Source organism: Emticicia sp. 21SJ11W-3 (assembly GCF_024138715.1).
GTDB classification, from domain to species: Bacteria; Bacteroidota; Bacteroidia; order Cytophagales; family Spirosomataceae; genus Emticicia; species Emticicia fluvialis.
Genome location: NZ_CP092074.1, coordinates 3,286,655 through 3,305,275 on the forward strand (window position 1 = coordinate 3,286,655; position 18,621 = coordinate 3,305,275).

General features: G+C 45.6%; 12 protein-coding genes. 5 read left to right on the plus strand and 7 right to left on the minus strand.

Features of this window, described 5'->3' with window-relative positions; genetic code table 11:
* Position 1 precedes the first annotated feature (1 nt).
* The 3 genes from MB380_RS13970 to MB380_RS13980 form a co-directional block, all read right to left on the minus strand.
* Complete coding sequence (locus MB380_RS13970; RefSeq protein ID WP_253524540.1) at positions 2–931, minus strand: hypothetical protein; 930 nt, start codon at positions 929–931, stop codon at positions 2–4.
* 119 nt (positions 932–1,050) lie between these two features.
* Positions 1,051–1,503 carry a VOC family protein gene (locus MB380_RS13975; protein ID WP_253524543.1) on the minus strand — a complete coding sequence of 151 codons (453 nt, stop codon included), beginning with the start codon at positions 1,501–1,503 and terminating at the stop codon, positions 1,051–1,053.
* Positions 1,504–1,574: 71 nt separating this feature from the next.
* The gene (locus tag MB380_RS13980) at positions 1,575–2,390 is read right to left on the minus strand and encodes a helix-turn-helix domain-containing protein (protein WP_253524546.1); all 816 of its coding nucleotides are present in this window, start codon (positions 2,388–2,390) and stop codon (positions 1,575–1,577) included.
* 226 nt (positions 2,391–2,616) lie between these two features.
* Here MB380_RS13980 and MB380_RS13985 point away from each other — a divergent pair, with 226 nt between their 5' ends.
* The 3 genes from MB380_RS13985 (at position 2,617) to MB380_RS13995 (ending at position 7,328) form a co-directional block, all read left to right on the plus strand.
* Positions 2,617–3,294, plus strand: coding sequence for an SAM-dependent DNA methyltransferase (locus tag MB380_RS13985; protein WP_253524549.1), 678 nt, complete (start codon positions 2,617–2,619; stop codon positions 3,292–3,294).
* 79 nt (positions 3,295–3,373) lie between these two features.
* On the plus strand, positions 3,374–4,789 hold the full coding sequence (locus MB380_RS13990) for an Eco57I restriction-modification methylase domain-containing protein (RefSeq protein ID WP_253524552.1): 1,416 nt from the start codon (positions 3,374–3,376) through the stop codon (positions 4,787–4,789).
* Complete coding sequence (locus MB380_RS13995; RefSeq protein WP_253524555.1) at positions 4,782–7,328, plus strand: GIY-YIG nuclease family protein; 2,547 nt, start codon at positions 4,782–4,784, stop codon at positions 7,326–7,328. The genes MB380_RS13990 and MB380_RS13995 overlap by 8 nt, the downstream gene beginning before the upstream one ends.
* Positions 7,329–7,733: 405 nt before the next feature.
* Here the strand turns inward: MB380_RS13995 and MB380_RS14000 are convergent, their stop codons facing one another.
* The 4 genes from MB380_RS14000 to MB380_RS14015 form a co-directional block, all read right to left on the minus strand.
* On the minus strand, positions 7,734–10,376 hold the full coding sequence (locus MB380_RS14000) for an ABC transporter permease (RefSeq protein ID WP_253524558.1): 2,643 nt from the start codon (positions 10,374–10,376) through the stop codon (positions 7,734–7,736).
* A gap of 350 nt (positions 10,377–10,726) precedes the next feature.
* Positions 10,727–13,405, minus strand: coding sequence for an FtsX-like permease family protein (locus MB380_RS14005; protein WP_253524561.1), 2,679 nt, complete (start codon positions 13,403–13,405; stop codon positions 10,727–10,729).
* A gap of 342 nt (positions 13,406–13,747) precedes the next feature.
* Entirely contained in the window at positions 13,748–14,074 is a 327-nt protein-coding gene (locus tag MB380_RS14010; RefSeq protein WP_253524564.1) for a PadR family transcriptional regulator, read from the minus strand.
* 706 nt (positions 14,075–14,780) lie between these two features.
* Positions 14,781–16,004 (minus strand): sialidase family protein, encoded by a 1,224-nt coding sequence (locus tag MB380_RS14015; RefSeq protein ID WP_253524567.1) that lies wholly within the window; start codon positions 16,002–16,004, stop codon positions 14,781–14,783.
* A 285-nt stretch (positions 16,005–16,289) separates the two neighbouring features.
* On the opposite strand from MB380_RS14015, the gene MB380_RS14020 reads away from it, so the two are divergent.
* Both MB380_RS14020 and MB380_RS14025 read left to right on the plus strand, forming a co-directional pair.
* Positions 16,290–17,747 carry a hypothetical protein gene (locus tag MB380_RS14020; RefSeq protein WP_253524571.1) on the plus strand — a complete coding sequence of 486 codons (1,458 nt, stop codon included), beginning with the start codon at positions 16,290–16,292 and terminating at the stop codon, positions 17,745–17,747.
* A 29-nt stretch (positions 17,748–17,776) separates the two neighbouring features.
* Positions 17,777–18,442: a DNA alkylation repair protein gene (locus tag MB380_RS14025; RefSeq protein ID WP_253524574.1), complete on the plus strand. Its 666-nt coding sequence runs from the start codon at positions 17,777–17,779 to the stop codon at positions 18,440–18,442.
* The last annotated feature ends 179 nt before the right edge of the window (positions 18,443–18,621 follow it).

Below are 18,621 nucleotides of genomic sequence, written 5' to 3' on the forward strand. Positions count from 1 at the left end.
ATTATTTACGCACAAATTCATAAACCAGCAGGTCATCTTCCATGGGCGATACGTACTCATCATACTGATACACAAATCGCTTCATTACTCCGTTTGGCTTTTCAAAAACAGCCAGCATGGTCTCTTTTCTTTGTGGTTGAAATGCCTCCAGCCGCGCTTTGGCTGTAGCCATAGATTCTACCGGCAAACCCATCTCAATCCAGGCTTTTTCAAAACCGGCCGTTTTGAATTGCTTGAAAGCAGCAGGCGAAAGCGCAGTATTAAGGCTAACCTCATAGCCCGCTGCTGAGGTGCGCACCGCTCTGTTTATTGTTTTGGGTATCTCCATCCTACCAGCCAGCTCGTTTTCCATTACTGTAACGGTATCGCGGGTCAGGTGAGAGTCTGCTTTTAATAACATTAAAGACTTAAAAAACTGTTTAACCTCAGGTACATAACCAGACAAAAAATCTGACGAATCGCCCTGCGACTTACGTATAAAATCCTGCATATAAAAGCAGTCGTCGCTCCGTTTCTGATGGTTACTCAACCCTTGGGTGGCCAACAGTGCATTCCTGAGGCCGGGCAGGTCTGTCCATCCTTCAAACCCACCATCTTTACTGAAACTAAGCCGCAGGGGCGTATGCAATAAAAATTTCCTTACAAGGTTCAGGCAACTGTCATATTTGTTTTCGTCAGGCAGGGTATTAATAGACAAATACCGCCATTCAGCTTCGTAGCTCCCGGCCTTGCCGGGCTTGCGGCCTGTTATTTTCAGCTCAAAAACAATCAGGCTCTTTTCATCTCGTTCCTGCCATCTGGTAGCCTCACGCTTTTTTAATTCGTAAGTCCATACATCCCCAGCCTGCCAGTCAGTCGGTACGTCATTCGGCTGCCCAAAAACAACTGCCGAACCTAATAAAAAAATAAAGCACACCAAAATTGTTTTCATTTTAGCCACAAAGTTTTGTTTCAGGGCGCAAAATAAAAAAAAACCAAAACATTGACACGCCTAAACGCGCAAATAAAAAAGAGCCTGGCTAATCTGACCAACCGTACATTTACCCTGCCCTATCTCGGCGAATACGTTACGATATCAATGCCAATGCCGTTGGGGTCAACAATGGCAAAGTGGCGGTCGCCCCAGGGTTCATCTCTCAGGTCGACACTGATAGCCACCCCCTTTTTCTTCATCTCTTGGTACACGCGGTCAACGTCGGCCACCTCAAGGGTCAGGTACATGCCCTGCCCGTTAAAAGGCGTCTGAAAAAGCGGCTGCTGACTGGGGTGGTTAGGCAGCAGAAAACTGATTTCGGCCTCCTGCCCCGGTGTGTGCATCAGCAGATAAAATTCGTTTTCAAACGTAACCCCAAAGCCCAGATTCCGCGTATAAAAAGCCTTGGTTTCGGCCAGCTTCCGGGTAATAATGCCTGCATTCAGTTTCATGTGTTTGTTAGTTTGGTTTTGCGCAACGGCAGGGTTCAGCAATGCCTGCAGCCACACAAAAATAAAGATACGTTTCATGTTTAAGCTGATTGATTACCCCACAAAGTTCGGCAGACGGCAAAAGCCATCCTTGTAAAAAACGGACATCATCAGCGGCCGAAAGCCCGGCTGGGTGTAACCCCGTAGAAATTCCTGAATTCTTTTATGAAATGCGCCTGGTCGTAGTACCCCGTATCAAAAAACAACGGGTTTTTATGTAGGCTTTGAGAAGAAGGCCTGGCCCGCAGAATATGCTGAAAACGCACCACCCGGGCGAAGGTCTTGGGGGTGTCGCCCACATAAAATTCAAAAAGCCGCCGCAATTGCCTGACGCTTATACCCGTATCCAGGTCTTTTTCAACATTCAGCACACCGCAATTTTGCAGAATAAGCCCAATGGCGCCATACAGCCGGTTATCAAAATCAGGCACAATTTGCGCCAGATGCCGCAGCAGGTAAGCATCAAGCTGGTGGCGCAGGGTATCCATGCCAGCTATGCCAGGCGGTAAAGCAGCCATCAAACCAGCCATCTGCGGCAGCACATCAGCCAGCGGCAGGTAGCGGTTGCTTAGCCCGGCGGCATCCACCCCAAACAACTGCGGAAATTGCGCAGGCAAAAACCTGATACCCACATAATGAAACACATTACCCAGCGGAAACTCAGTAAACTGCCTGCAAAAACCCATTACGTAGGCATCGGCAGGGTTGTTTATTTCAAAGTAAATATCAATACAGCCATCGGCCACCACCCTATACACAAACGCATCTTGCAGCGGTTGCACCGTTTTCAGCTCCCAGTAGCAATACACAAAGGGCAGCAGCCGCTCATGCGGCGCCCACTCCTGATAAACCACATGATCCGCCGACTGCCGCACAGTAGGCTGCACAGGCATATAGAGGTTACGTATGTCGGGGAGCGAGGGCATGGAACTTATGAATGAATGCCAAACAGGCTTATTTTGTAAATACCAGGCTAAAAATCAGCATTTGTTGCTAAAAATTGCAAACTTATAACCTATTTTTTTTATCTTCATGGGCTATCTGAAGGCTGGTGCAAGCTGCTTTGGCCTTATGTGCCTTAAAATGAACATTAAATTTCATTAGCTCATCAGAAAAACTTAAATTTCCGGATTGAAAATATAAATCTGTAAAATGCCGGAAGAAAAAACTGAAAGAAAGATAGAAAAACAGGTAAAATCAAAAAAGAGAGTAACTGACCACGGCGAGGTATTTACTAACGAAAGGGAAGTAAACGCCATGCTGGATATGGTAAGCAACGAAACCGACAGAATAGAGTCGCGCTTTTTAGAACCTGCCTGCGGTAACGGAAATTTTCTGGCTGAGGTACTACGGCGCAAACTGAATGTGGTTGATGCACGCTATGGCAAAAGCCAGACAGAGTGGGAACGCTACGCCATTATTGCGGTGTCGAGCATCTATGGGGTGGATATTCTGGAAGACAACGCGCAGGAATGCCGCGAACGCCTGTATGGCATTTTCGACCAGCGCTATACAGCCCTATTCGGCGCCAAAGGCAAAGAAGAGTCCCGCCGCAGCATACGGTTCTTGTTACATAGAAACATACTCTGGGGCGACGCCCTCGATTTCACAAATCCGCTTACCAAAGAGCCCATTGTGTTTTCGGAATGGAGCCCTGTAAACGGCTCGTTGTTGAAACGCCGCGACTACGTTTTTCGTTTTCTGGTGCAAAAAACACATCAGTTTTCATTGTTTAATGATGAGGGGCAACCGGCTGCTATTGACGAACCGGTGAAAGACTACCCGCTCATACATTTTTTAAAGCTTGGTGAAGATGACAACCCCGATTAACTACAACCCGGACGTGCTCAGTTGCCTGGCCAACCTGAGTAACGACGAGGTATTTACCCCGCCTGCGCTGGTAAACAACATGCTGGACCTGCTACCTAACGACCTTTGGAAAAACCCCGAAGCGAAGTTTCTGGACCCTGTAAGCAAAAGTGGCGTTTTTTTGCGCGAAATTGCCAAACGCCTGATAGCCGGGCTGGCAGATACCATACCAGACAGGCAGGCGCGTATTAACCATGTTTTTAGTAAACAGCTGTATGGCATAGCCATTACCGAGCTGACGGCATTGCTGAGCCGCCGCAGCGTGTATTGCGCCAAGTTAGCCAATGGCAGATATGCCGTTTGCGACACCTTTACCAACGAGCAGGGCAATATTCTATACAACCGCATGCCACACACCTGGCAAAACGGCAAATGCACTTACTGTGGTGCAAGCCAGGAGGTATATGACCGCGAAGACGCCCTTGAAACCTACGCTTACCCTTTTATACATACCGAACAACCAGAAGAAATATTTAATATGAAATTTGATGTAATTGTAGGAAACCCGCCGTATCAAATGACAGATGGGGGTGCTCAAAAAAGCGCAGGGCCAATCTATCAATTATTTGTTGAACAAGCAAAAAAACTAAAGCCTCGATATTTAACTATGATTATACCAGCCAGATGGTATTCTGGTGGCAAAGGATTAGATGAGTTTAGAAAGGAAATGTTAGAAGATAAAAGAATGAAAGTTTTACATGACTTTCCAGAAACCTCTGATTGTTTTCCAGGTATTAATATAAGAGGTGGAGTTTGTTATTTCATGTGGGATAAAGAACATAATGGTGAGTGCACAATTATTACCCACAAAGGAGGAGAAGTAAGTGAACCTGTAACTAGACCTTTACTGGAAAAAAACGCAGATGTCTTCATTAGGTATAATAAAGCAATTGAAATATTAAAAAAAATCAGATTACACAATGAAAAGTCATTTTCTGAATTCGTTAGTAGCCACAAAGCATTTGGACTAAGAACCTATGTGAAAGGTTCAAAAGAAAAATTTGAAAACTCCATAAAGCTTTATCAGAACGGAGGTATTGGATACATTAATAAGAAAGATGTAGTGAAAAACACACATTGGATTAATGAATGGAAAGTAATAGTTCCCTATTCAAGTCCAGGTGATGACTCTTACCCTCATTTGATTTTAAGTAAACCTTTAATTTCCGAACCTGGTTCTTGTTCAACTGAGACATATTTAGTAGTCGGCCCATTTGCTAATGAGAAAATATGTAAAAATGTTGCAACTTACATGTGTACAAGTTTTGTAAGGTTTCTAATTTTATTGCTAAAACCATCACAACATGTTACTCAAAAAACTTACGCCTTAGTACCTCAGCAAGACTTCAATAAAAAATGGACTGATACAGAACTTTATAAAAGATATAACATTACAACTGAAGAGATAAATTTTATTAACACATTAATTAGACCAATTAATGTTCAATATGACTAAAAAAGACTTTTTCCCTCCCCGGCCTGTGGCCAACCCCACCATTTATGCCTACGAGCTAGAGGGGGTTGAAACCCACAAAAACTGGCTGAAAATTGGCTTTACCGACCGCAACGCCCAGACCCGCATCAGAGAGCAGCTCGGCACGGCCGCCATCAGGTATAAAATTGTTTTGGAGGAATCGGCTATGCGGCGCGACGGCAGCTCTTTTACCGACCGCGACGTGCACCGCCTGTTAAGAAAAAACAACATTGAAAACCCGGAGGGAGAATGGTTTAAATGCAGCATAAACGATTTACGCCGGGTAATACATGAAATAAAAACGGGCGAAAAAACAGAAGAAAACCGCGTGCTTGATTTCGGCATGCGCCCCGAGCAACAGGCCGCCGTTGATAAAGCCATCAACTATTTCAGCCAGTTTAAAGCAGAAAACCCGGATACGACCCCCCATTTTTTGTGGAACGCCAAAATGCGTTTTGGCAAAACCTTTGCCGCTTACCAGCTGGCCAGAAAAATGGGCTGGCAAAAACTACTGGTACTTACCTTTAAACCAGCCGTTGAAGACGCCTGGAAAGAAGACCTTGAAAACCACCTAGACTTTAAAGGCTGGCAGTTTATATCTAAAAACAGCCTCGATACAAACAACGCAGCCATCAACCCCCAGCAGCCAGTTGTTTGCTTCGGCTCGTTTCAGGACTACCTCGGCACCACCACCGACGGCCGCATAAAACCCAGAAACGAATGGGTGCACGCCACCAACTGGGACTGCGTGGTGTTTGACGAATACCACTTTGGCGCCTGGCGCGAAAACGCCCGCGACCTGTTCGGGAAAGACACCGAAGCCACCCGTGAGCTGGAGGATTTCAAAAAACTGGAAAAAGACGGTTTTCAGGAAGAAGATAAAATTGAGCATTTCGAAAAAATATTGCCTATCACCACCCATCATTATCTGTACCTGTCTGGCACGCCTTTCAGGGCCATTAATTCAGGCGAATTTATTGAAGAGCAGATTTTTAACTGGACGTATGCCGACGAACAACGCGCCAAAGAAAACTGGAATGACCCCGGGATGAATCCGTACGCAGCCCTGCCCCGCATGGTGATGCTTACCTACCAGCTGCCCGACTCGCTTCGGCAGATAGCCATGCAGGGAGAGTTTGACGGGTTCGACCTCAACGTTTTCTTTTCTGCCGAAGGCACAGGGCATAAAGCACACTTCAAATATGAAGACGAAGTGCAGAAATGGCTCGATCTGATCAGAGGTTCGTTTGCTGAAACCACTGTAGATAACCTGAAAATGGGCGCACAAAAGCCCCCTTTGCCATTCTCTCATGCACCATTGCTGAAAGTACTTAACCATACGTTTTGGTTCTTGCCGTCGGTAGCTGCCTGCCATGCTATGGACAACCTGCTGAAGCAACGGCAAAATAAATTTTATCAGGACTACAAAATTGTAGTAGCCGCTGGCACACAGGCAGGTATTGGGGTAAAAGCCCTTGAGCCGGTGCAACACGCCATGACAGATAACCCACTGGAATCAAAAACCATTACGCTTTCCTGCGGTAAACTCACCACAGGGGTTTCGGTAAAACCCTGGACAGGCATTTTCATGCTCCGTAACTCATCCAGCCCCGAAACCTATTTTCAGGCGGCGTTCAGGGTACAAACACCCTGGGTGATACACAACCCCGATGCCCTTACGCCCAATAAGCAGCAGATACTGAAAGAAGAATGCTACGTTTTTGACTTTGCCCCCGACAGGGCTTTAAGGCAGATTGCCGAATACAGTTGCAGGCTGAATATCAATGAGACTAATCCGGAAGCAAAAGTGGCCGAATTTATCAATTTTCTGCCTGTGTTGGCTTATGACGGTAGCTCAATGAAACAGATAGATGCAGCAGGCATACTGGATATGGCCATGAGCGGCACCACCGCCACCCTGCTGGCCCGCAGATGGGAAAGCGCCCTGCTGGTAAATGTAGACAACAGCACCCTTAGCCGCCTGATGGCCAATGAAGAGGCCATGAGAGCGCTGATGAACATAGAGGGTTTCAGGAATCTGAATCAGGATATTGAAACCATCATCAATAAGTCGGAAGCCGTAAAAAAAGCAAAGAAAGAATCGGCAGACAGAGAACTGTCACCACAGGAAAAAAAGGAGCTGACCGACGAAGAAAAAGAGTTTAAGAGCAAGCGGAAAAAGATTCAGGAGAAACTCATAAAATTTGCCACGCGGGTGCCGGTTTTTATGTACCTGACCGACTACCGCGAACGAAGCCTGAAAGACGTAATAACCCAACTGGAACCGGCGCTGTTTAAAAAAGTAACCGGCCTTACCGTACGCGACTTTGAGTTACTGGTGAGCCTGGGCGTTTTTAATTCTGCCCTCATGAACGACGCCGTCTATAAATTCAAACGTTATGAAGATGCCTCTCTTGAATACACCGGCATCAACAAACACGCCGGCGAAAATGTTGGCTTGTATGACACCGTTTTAAACGCCGACGATTACGCCAGAGCATTTGTAAACGAGCCGGATTGAAAACCCCCACCCCCACCTACAAAAAAGCCCCTAAACAAAGGGGGTTTTTGCTTTAATTACAATTTATTTTAACTTTTTATACAAATAAAAGCACATAAGGGTGAAGTACAATACATTTTTATAAAAAAAACAGGTTTTTAACCCATAATTAATAAAATAATTTAATAATATCTCAAAATAGCAAAAAACAGGGTTTATTCTCAACTTTCAGCATAGCTAAACCGCTAAACCTCCAATCAGGAATAAACCCTTTTCAAACACCCCACAAAAAACCCAAAGCCAACCAAAAATTGAACAAAACCCCAGCCAGCTAATCCAACGGAACGCCACTCACTAATTCACTCATTCACTAATTCACTCATTCACTAATTCACTCATTCAGCGGAACGCCGCCAGCTCATTCGTTCACTCGCTTTTCAAGCTCTTCACCGGATTCACCAAAGCTGCTTTCACAGCCTGAAAACCAACTGAAACAAGTACTAATATAATAGATGACACCAGCGTAACTATAAACACGCCTACACCTATGCCAATGCGATAACTAAAGCCCTGTAACCATTTTTCCATCGCAAACCAGCCTATGGGCGCGCCAATGGCAAAAGCAACCAGCAGCAAACGAATAAAATCTCTGGTTAGCAGTTGCACAATGCTGCTTACAGGTGCGCCAAGCGCCTTTCGTATGCCTACTTCTTTTGTACGTTGCTGTGCCGTATAAGCGGCCAGACCAAATAAGCCCAGGCAAGCAATTAATATAGTAAGCCCTGTAAACAAGCCCGTAAGTGCGCCGGTGCGTTGTTCATCGGCAAATTTTGCCTGATACGACTGGTCAGCAAAGCTGTATTCAAATGGATACGCCGGGTTATATCTGGCAAATATGCGTTCCAGTATTTCCAGATTCTCTTGCATAGAAAGCCGGTTGTTGAGCCTTATGCTCAGCCAATTTTTAGCCATTGCGCCGCCGGGGCCCTCTATCAATACCGGATTGATGGGGTCATAGGGCGAGGCAAAAATGAAGTCTTTCACCACCCCTACCACATGCCAGTCGGTCCGTTGCATACGGATAGTTGTACCCACCGGATTCCTGAGATTCATTTTTTTAACGGCAGCTTCATTCAACATAATGGCCGTAGAATCGGTGCTGTATTTATTAACATCAATCTCTCGCCCGGCCAGCAGCTGCGTACCGGTGGTTTTCAGAAAATTAGCGTCTGTTCCAAACTTGTCAAATTCAATATCCTTATCGGCCTGAGTGCTACCCGGCCATGCCACCCCCCATTGGCGCGTGTTTATTTCTGTAAGAGGCCCTAATGATTTGCTTATAGAAACAGCCACCCCGCTTTGCATCAGTTCTTGCCTCAAGGCCGTGTAATGCCCGGGCATATCGCCAGACAGATAGGTAAAAAGCAGGTTGTTCTGGTCATAACCCTGATTCCTCGATTGCGCGTGGTCAATCTGCCTGTTTATTATCAGCGTGGCTACAATAAGGACAATGGCAAATGTAAACTGCACTACAACCAGAATTTTTCTTGGTGTAAAAGCTGCTCTCTGAGATTTCAGCGCACCTTTTAACACCTTTGAGGGCTGGTAGCCTGCCAGCACAAATGCCGGATACGCCCCCGCCAGTATACCGGTAAACATTAAAACACCCAATGCACCCAGCCAGAAACTACCCGAGGCAAAGTTTAAGGCAAGTCTTTTGCCTGTCAGGTCATTAAAAAATGGCAACGCCAGCTGTACTACAAGCAATGCGATGATGCCCGCCAAAAAAGTTAGCAGCAACGATTCGCCGATAAACTGTAAAATCAATGCGCCCTTTTGTGCACCGGCAACTTTTCTTACCCCCACTTCTTTGGCTCTTTTCTCGCTACGGGCGGTACTCAGGTTAATGAAGTTAACAGCGGCTATCAGCAGAATAAAAAAAGCTATCAGCCCTAACAAACGCACGGTTACTATTCCTCCATCTACAAGCTGCCCGTTTTCCTGCTTCGAATACAGGTGCCACCTGTCAGCCGGATGCAAAAAAACTTCCCGATTATTCAGGTCTTTAATAATGCCCGTCAGATACCTCGCGGTCAACTTTTTAATCTTTCGGTTTATCGATGCCTCATCGGTGTTTTCTTTCAGCAATACATAAGTATAATCATTGTTCGACTCCCAGGCGTCAGAACCCCAGCCCAGTGCTACAAAGTAATTGTAAGGCAATAGGTAAGATACTTGGCTGAACTTACTGTTATGGGGTATGTCTTCCAACACACCTGTTACCGTAAAAAGGTCTTTATTCTGAATCTGCACCACCTTACCAATGGCCATGCTGGTACCAAACAATTTCTCTGCCAGTGTTTCGGTAATCACCATGCCATTGTTGCCATTAAGCATCGTTTGGGCATTGCCTGATTTCAGCTGGAAATCGAATAGTTTTATAAAAGCAGGGTCAACAAAAGCGCCGGAAGCGTTAAGTCGGGTGTTATATGCGCTTAACAGCAAATCCGTCGGTCTTACCCTTATGGCCTCCTCAACCTCTCCATAATTCTGTTTCAGGGCAGGGGCCAATGGTCTTGGTGTGGCATCCCAAACATTGGGTTCACCATTAAAAACATCTTTATTATAGACCTGATACAAACGGCTGGTTTTTCGATAAATACGATCATACTGCCACTCGCTTTGTATCCATAGAATAATAAGTGTACTGGCAGCTATACCCACAGCCAGACCAGTAATGTTAATAAACACATAACCTTTGGCACGCAACAGGTTACGAAAAGCGATTTTCAGGTAATTTTGTAGCATACCAGAATTGATTAAAAAGTAAAAGTCTTTCATAGATTCAGCCTTAGCAGATAATTTACGTTTCAGAAAATACGGCCTGCAAAACCGCAGCACCTCCCACACATACAGCCATCTGGCTTTAAAAAGACCCTTTTCTTCTACCATCAGCTCAAACTGCTCGTGCATATCGCCCTGAAGTTCTTCGGCCAGTTCATCCGGCAGCAGAACCCTCAGCAGCTTATCTGCCAGCTTGGGTGGTGATATGTTTACGGGTTCTTTCATTTAGATATTGAGTGAATGAGCGGCCGCCGTTGCGGTGAATTAGTGATTGAGCGAATGAGTGATTTAGTGAATGGTGAATGAGCGATTTAGTGAATGGTGAATGAGCGATTTAGTGAATTAGCGGCCGCCGTTGCGGTGAATGGTGTATTGAACTTTGCCGCGATGGCGTATCGATTTTAACTGATTTACCTGATTGTTATGTTTTTTAGTTTTATTCAATGCTCACGACTATTTGATTATTATGTACAATTAATCACTAAATCACTAATTCGCTCAATCACTCATTCGCCATTCCGCGGAACGCCGCCCGCTAATTCACTAAATCACTCATTCACTCATTCACCATTCGCTCATTCGCTCTTCAGGCTCCTCACCGGATTCATCAGGGCAGCTTTAATGGCCTGGTAGCTCACTGTCAGCAAAGCAACCCCAATGGTAAATGCCCCAGCCACTGCAAAAACCCACCACTCAATGTCTATGTGATAGGCAAAATCCTGCAGCCACCGGTGCATCAGATAATAGCCCGCCGGAAACGCCACCAGCATGGCCACCGCCACCAGTACCATAAACTCGCGGGTAAGCAGGGTGTACACACTTCTGATGCTTGCGCCCAGCACCTTTCTGATGCCTATCTCTTTGGTGCGCAATTCTACCGCATACAGCACCAGCCCCAGCAGACCCAGCGACGCAATCAGAATAGCCAGCAAAGCAAAGCTCGTTGCTATTTTACCTGTTTTTCTGTCTACGTCATATTGGCGGTTAAAGTCTTCGTCCATAAAGCTGTAGTTCATGGCCTGCTCTGGTACGCGCGCTTTCCACTTTGATTCTACCTGACTGATTACACCGGGTAGGTCTTGCGACGAAATCTTAAGTGAAAGGCTATTAGCCTGTTTGGAATAAATAAATGACAGTGGGGTTATTTCTTCGCGCAGATTGCTGAAATTAAAATTCTTTACGATTCCTATTACCGTATAAGACCCTACCTTTCCGGAATTAATATTACTAAGATAGAAAATCTGTTTATTAAGTATAGACTCCCCGCCAAACTTTTTGGCCGCTATTTCATTCAGAATGATGGCTGATGAGTCGGTACCAAACTCTTTCGAGAAATTTCGTCCTTTCAATAGCTTAATACCCAAAGTACTGAGGTAGTCTTCATCAACCCACCAGTTCTGCATAGTAACTGATCCACTAACATCAGCCGTCGCTGTTTTAAAGAATGTGTTGTTGGATCGATAATTATTAACCGGAAGGAAGTCGCTGAGAGCCACTTTCTCAACCCCGGCTATGGTCAGTAATTCTTTTTTAAAGCTCTCTGTTTTGTCGCCAAATGACCCCATATTATGTAATATCAACACCTGATTGCGGTTGAAACCGAGGTCTTTATGCTTGATGAAATCGAGCTGACGGTAAATCACAATCGTACCTATCAGCAAAATAATAGTGATACTGAACTGAAACACCACCAGCGAATTACGGAACCAGCCCGACCTGAACCCATTGGCAACTTTGCCTTTCAGTACCTGGCTCGGCACAAAAGAAGAAATATAAAAGGCCGGATAGGCACCCGAAAATAGAGACAAAGCAAACATCAAAGCCAACGACGATAGTAACAAACCGGGTTGAAGTATCTCTGCATAGGCCAAAGATTTACCCGCCAACTCGTTGAAAGACGGCAATAGCACAAACAACAAAGCATAAGAAATAAACAGGGCAATGAACGATAAAGCGAACGATTCTGTAAGGAACTGCATCACAATGCTCAGTTTGCCGCTTCCCATTACCTTGCGCATGCCCACCTCTTTGGCCCGGCTGGCAGCCACGGCTGTAGACAGGTTGGTATAATTGAAACTGGCCAGCAGCAAAATCAGAAAACCAATTACCGAGAAAATGTACACGTTTTCGGGGTTACCGTTGCCGTCCAGCTCAGCTACTTTATGCGATCTCAGATGTATATCTCTTACAGGCATCAGGCTGATATCGGCCAGCCCACCACCTTTCAAGAAATCAGCCAGGGTCTGGTTTATTACTGCCTTTAGCTCCAGCGACAGTCTTTCGTGGTTCATTTTATACAACTTACGTTCTAAGGCCATCACGTTGGCATCTTTCCTAAGCAATAGATACGTGTTGTAATTCTGACTCAGCCAGGTGTTTTTCCTGCTCCACTCATCGTTTTGCATAGGCACAAAGGCATCAAAATTATAATGCGTTTGTTTAGGAATATCATCAATAACAGCAGTTACCTTATAGATTTTATTGTCTGAAACAAAATTCTGCCCTACTATATTGGTGCTGTTATAGAGCTTCAGCGCAATTTTTTTTGTAAGTACAATGGCATTGGGTTCATTCAGAGCCGTGCTCAGATTACCGGCCAGCTGCTTGAAAGTAAAAATTTCAAAGAGTGTTGAATCGGCAAAAGCCACCCGGTTTACGTTCTGAATCTGACCATCTTTTTTAAATATCAGGTCACCCAACCAGCGCAGGCGTACGTAGTTTTCAATTTCGGGGAATGCCCCTTTAAAGACTTGCCCCATAGCCGGAGAACTCACCGCCATATCATAATGGTTGCCATTAAATTTCAATTCGTTATCAATTCTGTAAATTCTGTCGGCCTTTGTATGATACTGGTCAAAGCTCAGTTCGTCGCTCACATATAAAAATATGAGCAGGCAGGTGGTAAGGCCCGTAACCAGACCAAACAGATTGATAGACCCGAAGGTCATGTTCTTGCGTAGATTCCTCCACGCTATTTTAAAGTAATTGCTTATCATAATTGTTGAAAATATAGAAACTTGTTGATACTCATTTGTTTTCCGGATCAGCCGGCGTTTCAGAAAATACGGCCTGCAAAACCGCAGCACCTCCCACACATACAGCCATCTGGCTTTAAAAAGACCCTTTTCTTCTACCATCAGCTCAAATTGTTCGTGCATATCGCCCTGCAGTTCTTCTGCCAGTTCATCAGGCAGCAGAACCCTCAGCAGCTTATCTGCCAGCTTGGGTGGTGATATGTTTTCAGGTTCTTTCATTTAGATATTGAGTGAATGGTGAATGAGTGAATTAGTGAATGAGCGATTTAGTGAATGGTGAATTAGTGATTTAGTGAATGGTGAATGGTGAATTAGTGAATGGTGAATTAGTGATTAATTGCAATTAATAATCAAATAGTCATGAGCATTAAAAAAACTAAAAATCATAACAATCAGGTCAATCAGTTAAAACTATACGCCTTCGAGGCAAAGTTCAAGACACCATTCACCGCAACGCGGCCGCTAATTCACTAAATCAGTAAATCACTAATTCGCTAATTCACTAAATCGCTCATTCACCATTCACTAAATCAGCGGAACGCCGCCCGCTCAATCACTCATTCAATTAAACGACAGCTTCGGTATGGCGCTCCAGAGTTCGTTTCTCATGTCTCGCATTTCGTCGAGCGTACGTTTACCTAAGCCCGTAATGCTGAAATATCTTTTCCGGCGGCCACCTCTTTCGTTGGTAGCACCACCCAACTCCGACTGCACAAAACCCTTTTCTTCCAGCCTATACAAAGCCACATGAACCCCGCTCAGACTGATAACCCGGTCGGTGCGTTTTTTGAGTTCTGCTGCTATGGTTACACCGTAAGCGCTGCCTTCAAGCACCGCCACGGTAAGCAAAACCAGCTCTTCAAATTCTCCTAAATAGGGTCTTCCCATAATCTTACTATTTCATTAGTATTTGCTAAACAAATCAGGCCTACAAACCCACATTCCCTTCAACGCCACCCGACTTTTTATTTCATTATATTTTGTTAAACAAATGCAGTGCCAAACCAAAAGCAACTGCAAGTACTAAAGCGGGGATTCAGAATAATATTTGGTTTCAAAACACCCCTCACCCAAAACCCTCATCACACACAGCTCGCTACAACAATAGAAAGGCGCTTTCTAATTTCCTCCACACAGTTGAGGAAGGTTAAGTGGAGTTAAAACCAAATAATATTTCATATACATTTGTTGGATATTTTAAAATACCCATCCCCCACCTGTCCGAAATCGGACATCCGTCGTCCGTTTTTGGGCATATCAAACGGCGGCTTTACTGCCCTGCAAGTTTCACCCCAAACTAACAAGAATCAAATGCCCCGACATAGACCACCGTACGCACCAGCGCAAAGCCAGGCAAGGGGATGCTGTGGCCAGGGAGGCATCCAAACCCCAAAACAAAAAAAAGCCAGCACCAGGCTGGCTTTCAATATATAAAATGTCTCGACAAAGGCTGTCGTTCGCACCAGCCACTCATTCACAAGTAAGCCAGTCGCTAATTTACCAACCGCTCATTCAGCGGAACGCCGCCCGCTAATTCACTAATTCAGCGGAACGCCGCCCGCTAATTCACTAAATCACTAATTCGCTCATTAGCTCACTCCACCACCTTCACGCTTAAAGCGGTTTTTTGGTTGGGTTTGGCTACTTCGTGGGCTATCAGTAGCTTGCCGTTGGCTAATAATGTGGTGGCGTTCTGGCCGTAGTCAGAGCCTTGCAGTACTTGTTCGTCCTGTGCTTTGCCGCCTGCCACTTTGCTGTATAAAATCCGGCTGGCACCGCCTTCGGTGGTTTGTTCCCACACAAAAAAGGCCTGCTTGTCGTCGGCAGTTACGGTGCCGTTTTTGGCGTTGGCGTTCAGTACCTTCAGTAAATGGCCATCGGTGGTGGCCAGCCGCACGCCAGCCTGCACGGCGGCTCCTGAAAACCACGTTACCAATGCGCCATTTCCCGTTGCCACAGAAGTAGCCCCTGAATGCGGGCAACCTTTAATTTCCCATTTGTCGTCATGCAGAATCTCCGGTTTTGTCCATGTCAACCCATTGTTGGCCGAGGTCATGCGCGCAATATCGCGGATATCATCATTGTTATCTCTATAAAAAACATTCAGCACACCTTTGGTATCAACCAAAAGGCTGATGTTGCAACAGTCGCACACCACAGGGTCAATCACTTTTTCAGGCTGAAACACTCCGTTTTTGGTAATTACCATGCGCAGGTCGCGTTCTTCATGTTTGGTGCTGCCTTTTACATCTTTCAGGTAAGCCACGGCTATTTCATCATTAGCCAGCACAACGGCATCAAAAAAGCCACGCGTCAGACGCGACGTGTCCGAATCAACCGATGCCGGGGCTGTCCAGCTTTGGCCATTGTCTTTAGAAACCGTGAATCTGATCTGCAAATCGCGTTTGGGTTTGGGCGCCGGGGCAGCAGGTTTGTCATGATTGGCATGGCCGCCTTCTGCAACTGCCGGAGCCGCCACCTCGTTTCTGAACGAGAAAACCGCCGCCATGCTGCCATCTTTTTTAAACAGCAATTTTGGGCGCATCAGGCGGCTGCTGCCCATGAGTGGGCTGGCAAAAATCAGTTTTTTGTCGCCAAAGGTTTTGCCGCCGTCATTAGATACCGCAAAGAACAGGCTCAGTACATTGGCTGCATCTTTTTCGGTCCAGTACAAAACGGGTTCACCCTTATTATTTTTAGTAAAAGTAGGCAAAGTGTAGGCGCTGGCCGTGTTGCCGAACGGATTGCTCTGCGCAACGGCTACCCCAAATAGCCCGGCCACGAGCAGGGCCGTCATCAAAAAAACATTCTTTTTCATTGTTTCTATAATGGTTGAGTTTCCTGTAAAGGAATAATTTAGAAGAACCTTAAATACCAAAGCTAATAGAGTAACCATAGCAAAACAAGAAAAATCGGTTTAAAATCATTTTCATAGCGCAGGGGCATCAACTGCTGATATTCAAAAATGTAGTCGATGCAGACCTTGGCCTCTTATGCGCGGCTATATATCTGATCATCAGCCTGATGCCATATAATAAAAACCAAAGTAATCATTTGCACCTGGTCTGTTTTCAATCGTACATTAGTAAAAACCTTTGCTACCATGCCCGACAAAAAAGAACCCGAATTTGATGTGCAACGCCAGGCCATTATCGTAATACATGGCATTGGCGAACAAAGACCGATGGATACCCTCCGCGACTTTGTGCAGTCGATAGCCCCTCCGGTACCCCTTGCCGGCAATGCCGATGCCCATGAGCCACCCAAAAGGAAGTTTTTTAACAAGCCCGATGCCCTCTCTGAAACCTTTGAGCTGAGACGCCTCACGGCCAGCGAACACGCCAGAACTTTCAAGACCGACTACTTTGAGTATTACTGGGCCTATAAAATGAGCGGCACGAAGTTATCTGATATTGGCTGGTGGATGAAAGAGATTCTGTGGCGACCCAGGCGAAACATCCCGCCGCGCATCAGGTGGATATACTCTTTTTTCTGGTCGGGTATAGTGTTGGCATTACTGGCTACACTAACCTACTTTGCCGACAAAACCTTTGAGCTGAACTGGAAAAACAGCCTCTATGCCTGGCTGACTTCGGTTTCGCCACTGTTACCCAAGCTGCTCACCATCAGTAAAGTGCTGCTTCCGCTTTTGTGGGCGGTTATCAGCTTTTTTCTGATTTACTTTTTAGGCGATGCCGTCAGGTATATGACGCCCCGCACGGGCAATATTGAGCAAAGGCAGGACATCAGGCAAACAGGCATTGAACTACTTACCCGGCTGCATGAGGCAAAAATTGAAGTACCTGCACCCAAGAAAACAGGCGACAGCCCCGCCCACGAGAAACCCGCCAAACGCTATGTAAACAAATATGACCGCATCATTCTGGTTGGCCACAGCCTGGGTTCAGTTATTGCCTACGACCTAATCAAGTTTCTCTGGACCAGGCAAAACGAGTTACTTAAACTGACAAAAACCCAACTGGAAGCCATTGAAGACGCCGCAGATAAACTGAATACCGACCCGACAGAAACCAACCGGAACGCCTACCGCGAAAAGCAGTTTGAGCTTTGGGCCAGCCAGTATCAATCGCTTGGCTCATGGCGTATATCAGACTTCATTACGCTGGGCAGCCCGCTGGCACATGCCGAACTGCTGCTGGCCTCCAGCCCCGCCGACCTGCAACAAAAGCAGGAAGAACGCGAGTACCCCACTTGCCCGCCAACACCTGAAACAGGTAAAAAATTTACTTTCTTTAGCTACCAGACGCGTAAAACAGCCTTGCACCATGCCGCGCCTTTTGCACTTACCCGCTGGACAAACATAACCTTTGCCAAAGATTTTGTGGGTGGCAATATTGATACCTTCGGGCATGGGGTAGAAAACCATTATATAGCTGCTGAGGCAAAAGCTCTGAACAAAATACCGTTTTTGTCGCACGTGGCATACTGGAACAGCACCGAACCGAAAACCATAGATTTGATACGCAGCAAATTACAGCTGAGAATAAATAAAAAACCTGCAACAAACGTTGTCACAAACACGCAGATTGATAAAGATTGAATATTTTTAAGGATTAATACTATTCAGCTATGACCATTGACGAGATATTGACCGACCTGAAAGCCCGCGCGAACGAGAAGGTGTGGAAGATGAACAAGAAAAACGGTGCGCACGACAACCAGTTTGGGGTAATGATGGGCGACATCAGAAAGATAGCTAACAAGATAAAAACCAACCACACCCTGGCTTTGGAGCTATGGGCAACGGGGAATATTGAAGCCAGACTGTTGGCAACTTTGATAATGGTGCCAAAGAATTTATCGGCTGACGAGCTGGATAAAATCGCCCGTTCGGAGAAGTTTCCGCAACTGGCCGACTGGCTGTATTCATACATAATTAAACTACACCCCCACAAAGAAGAACTACGTATAATGTGGATGCAGGAAACCGAACCCACTGTGGCACGCCATGGCTGGAGCCTGACGAGTGGCAGAATAACCCGCGAGCCGGAAGGAATAGATATACCCGGGCTGCTCAATAGAATAGAAACCGAAATGCCCACCGCCGACCCATTTGTACAATGGACCATGAACTCGGCATTGGCACAGATAGGCATCAATCACCCTCAATACAGGCAACAGGCATTAGCTTTAGGTGAAAAACTGGGCATATACCGCGATTACCCCGTTTCCAAAGGCTGCACCAGCCCCTTCGCCCCCATCTGGATAAACGAAATGGTGAAACGGCAGGGGTGATAATATGATTGTATAACAAACTAATTACATTTTAATATAACATTCAGTAACGTAATTTTTAATAAAATTAATTTTTCACTACATATACTCAATTATAGTAGCTATAAAACTTATTCCACAAAATAAATTTGCTTTATATTAATTTCTTGATTTCCTTTAGAATTAAATATTTGGTGGAA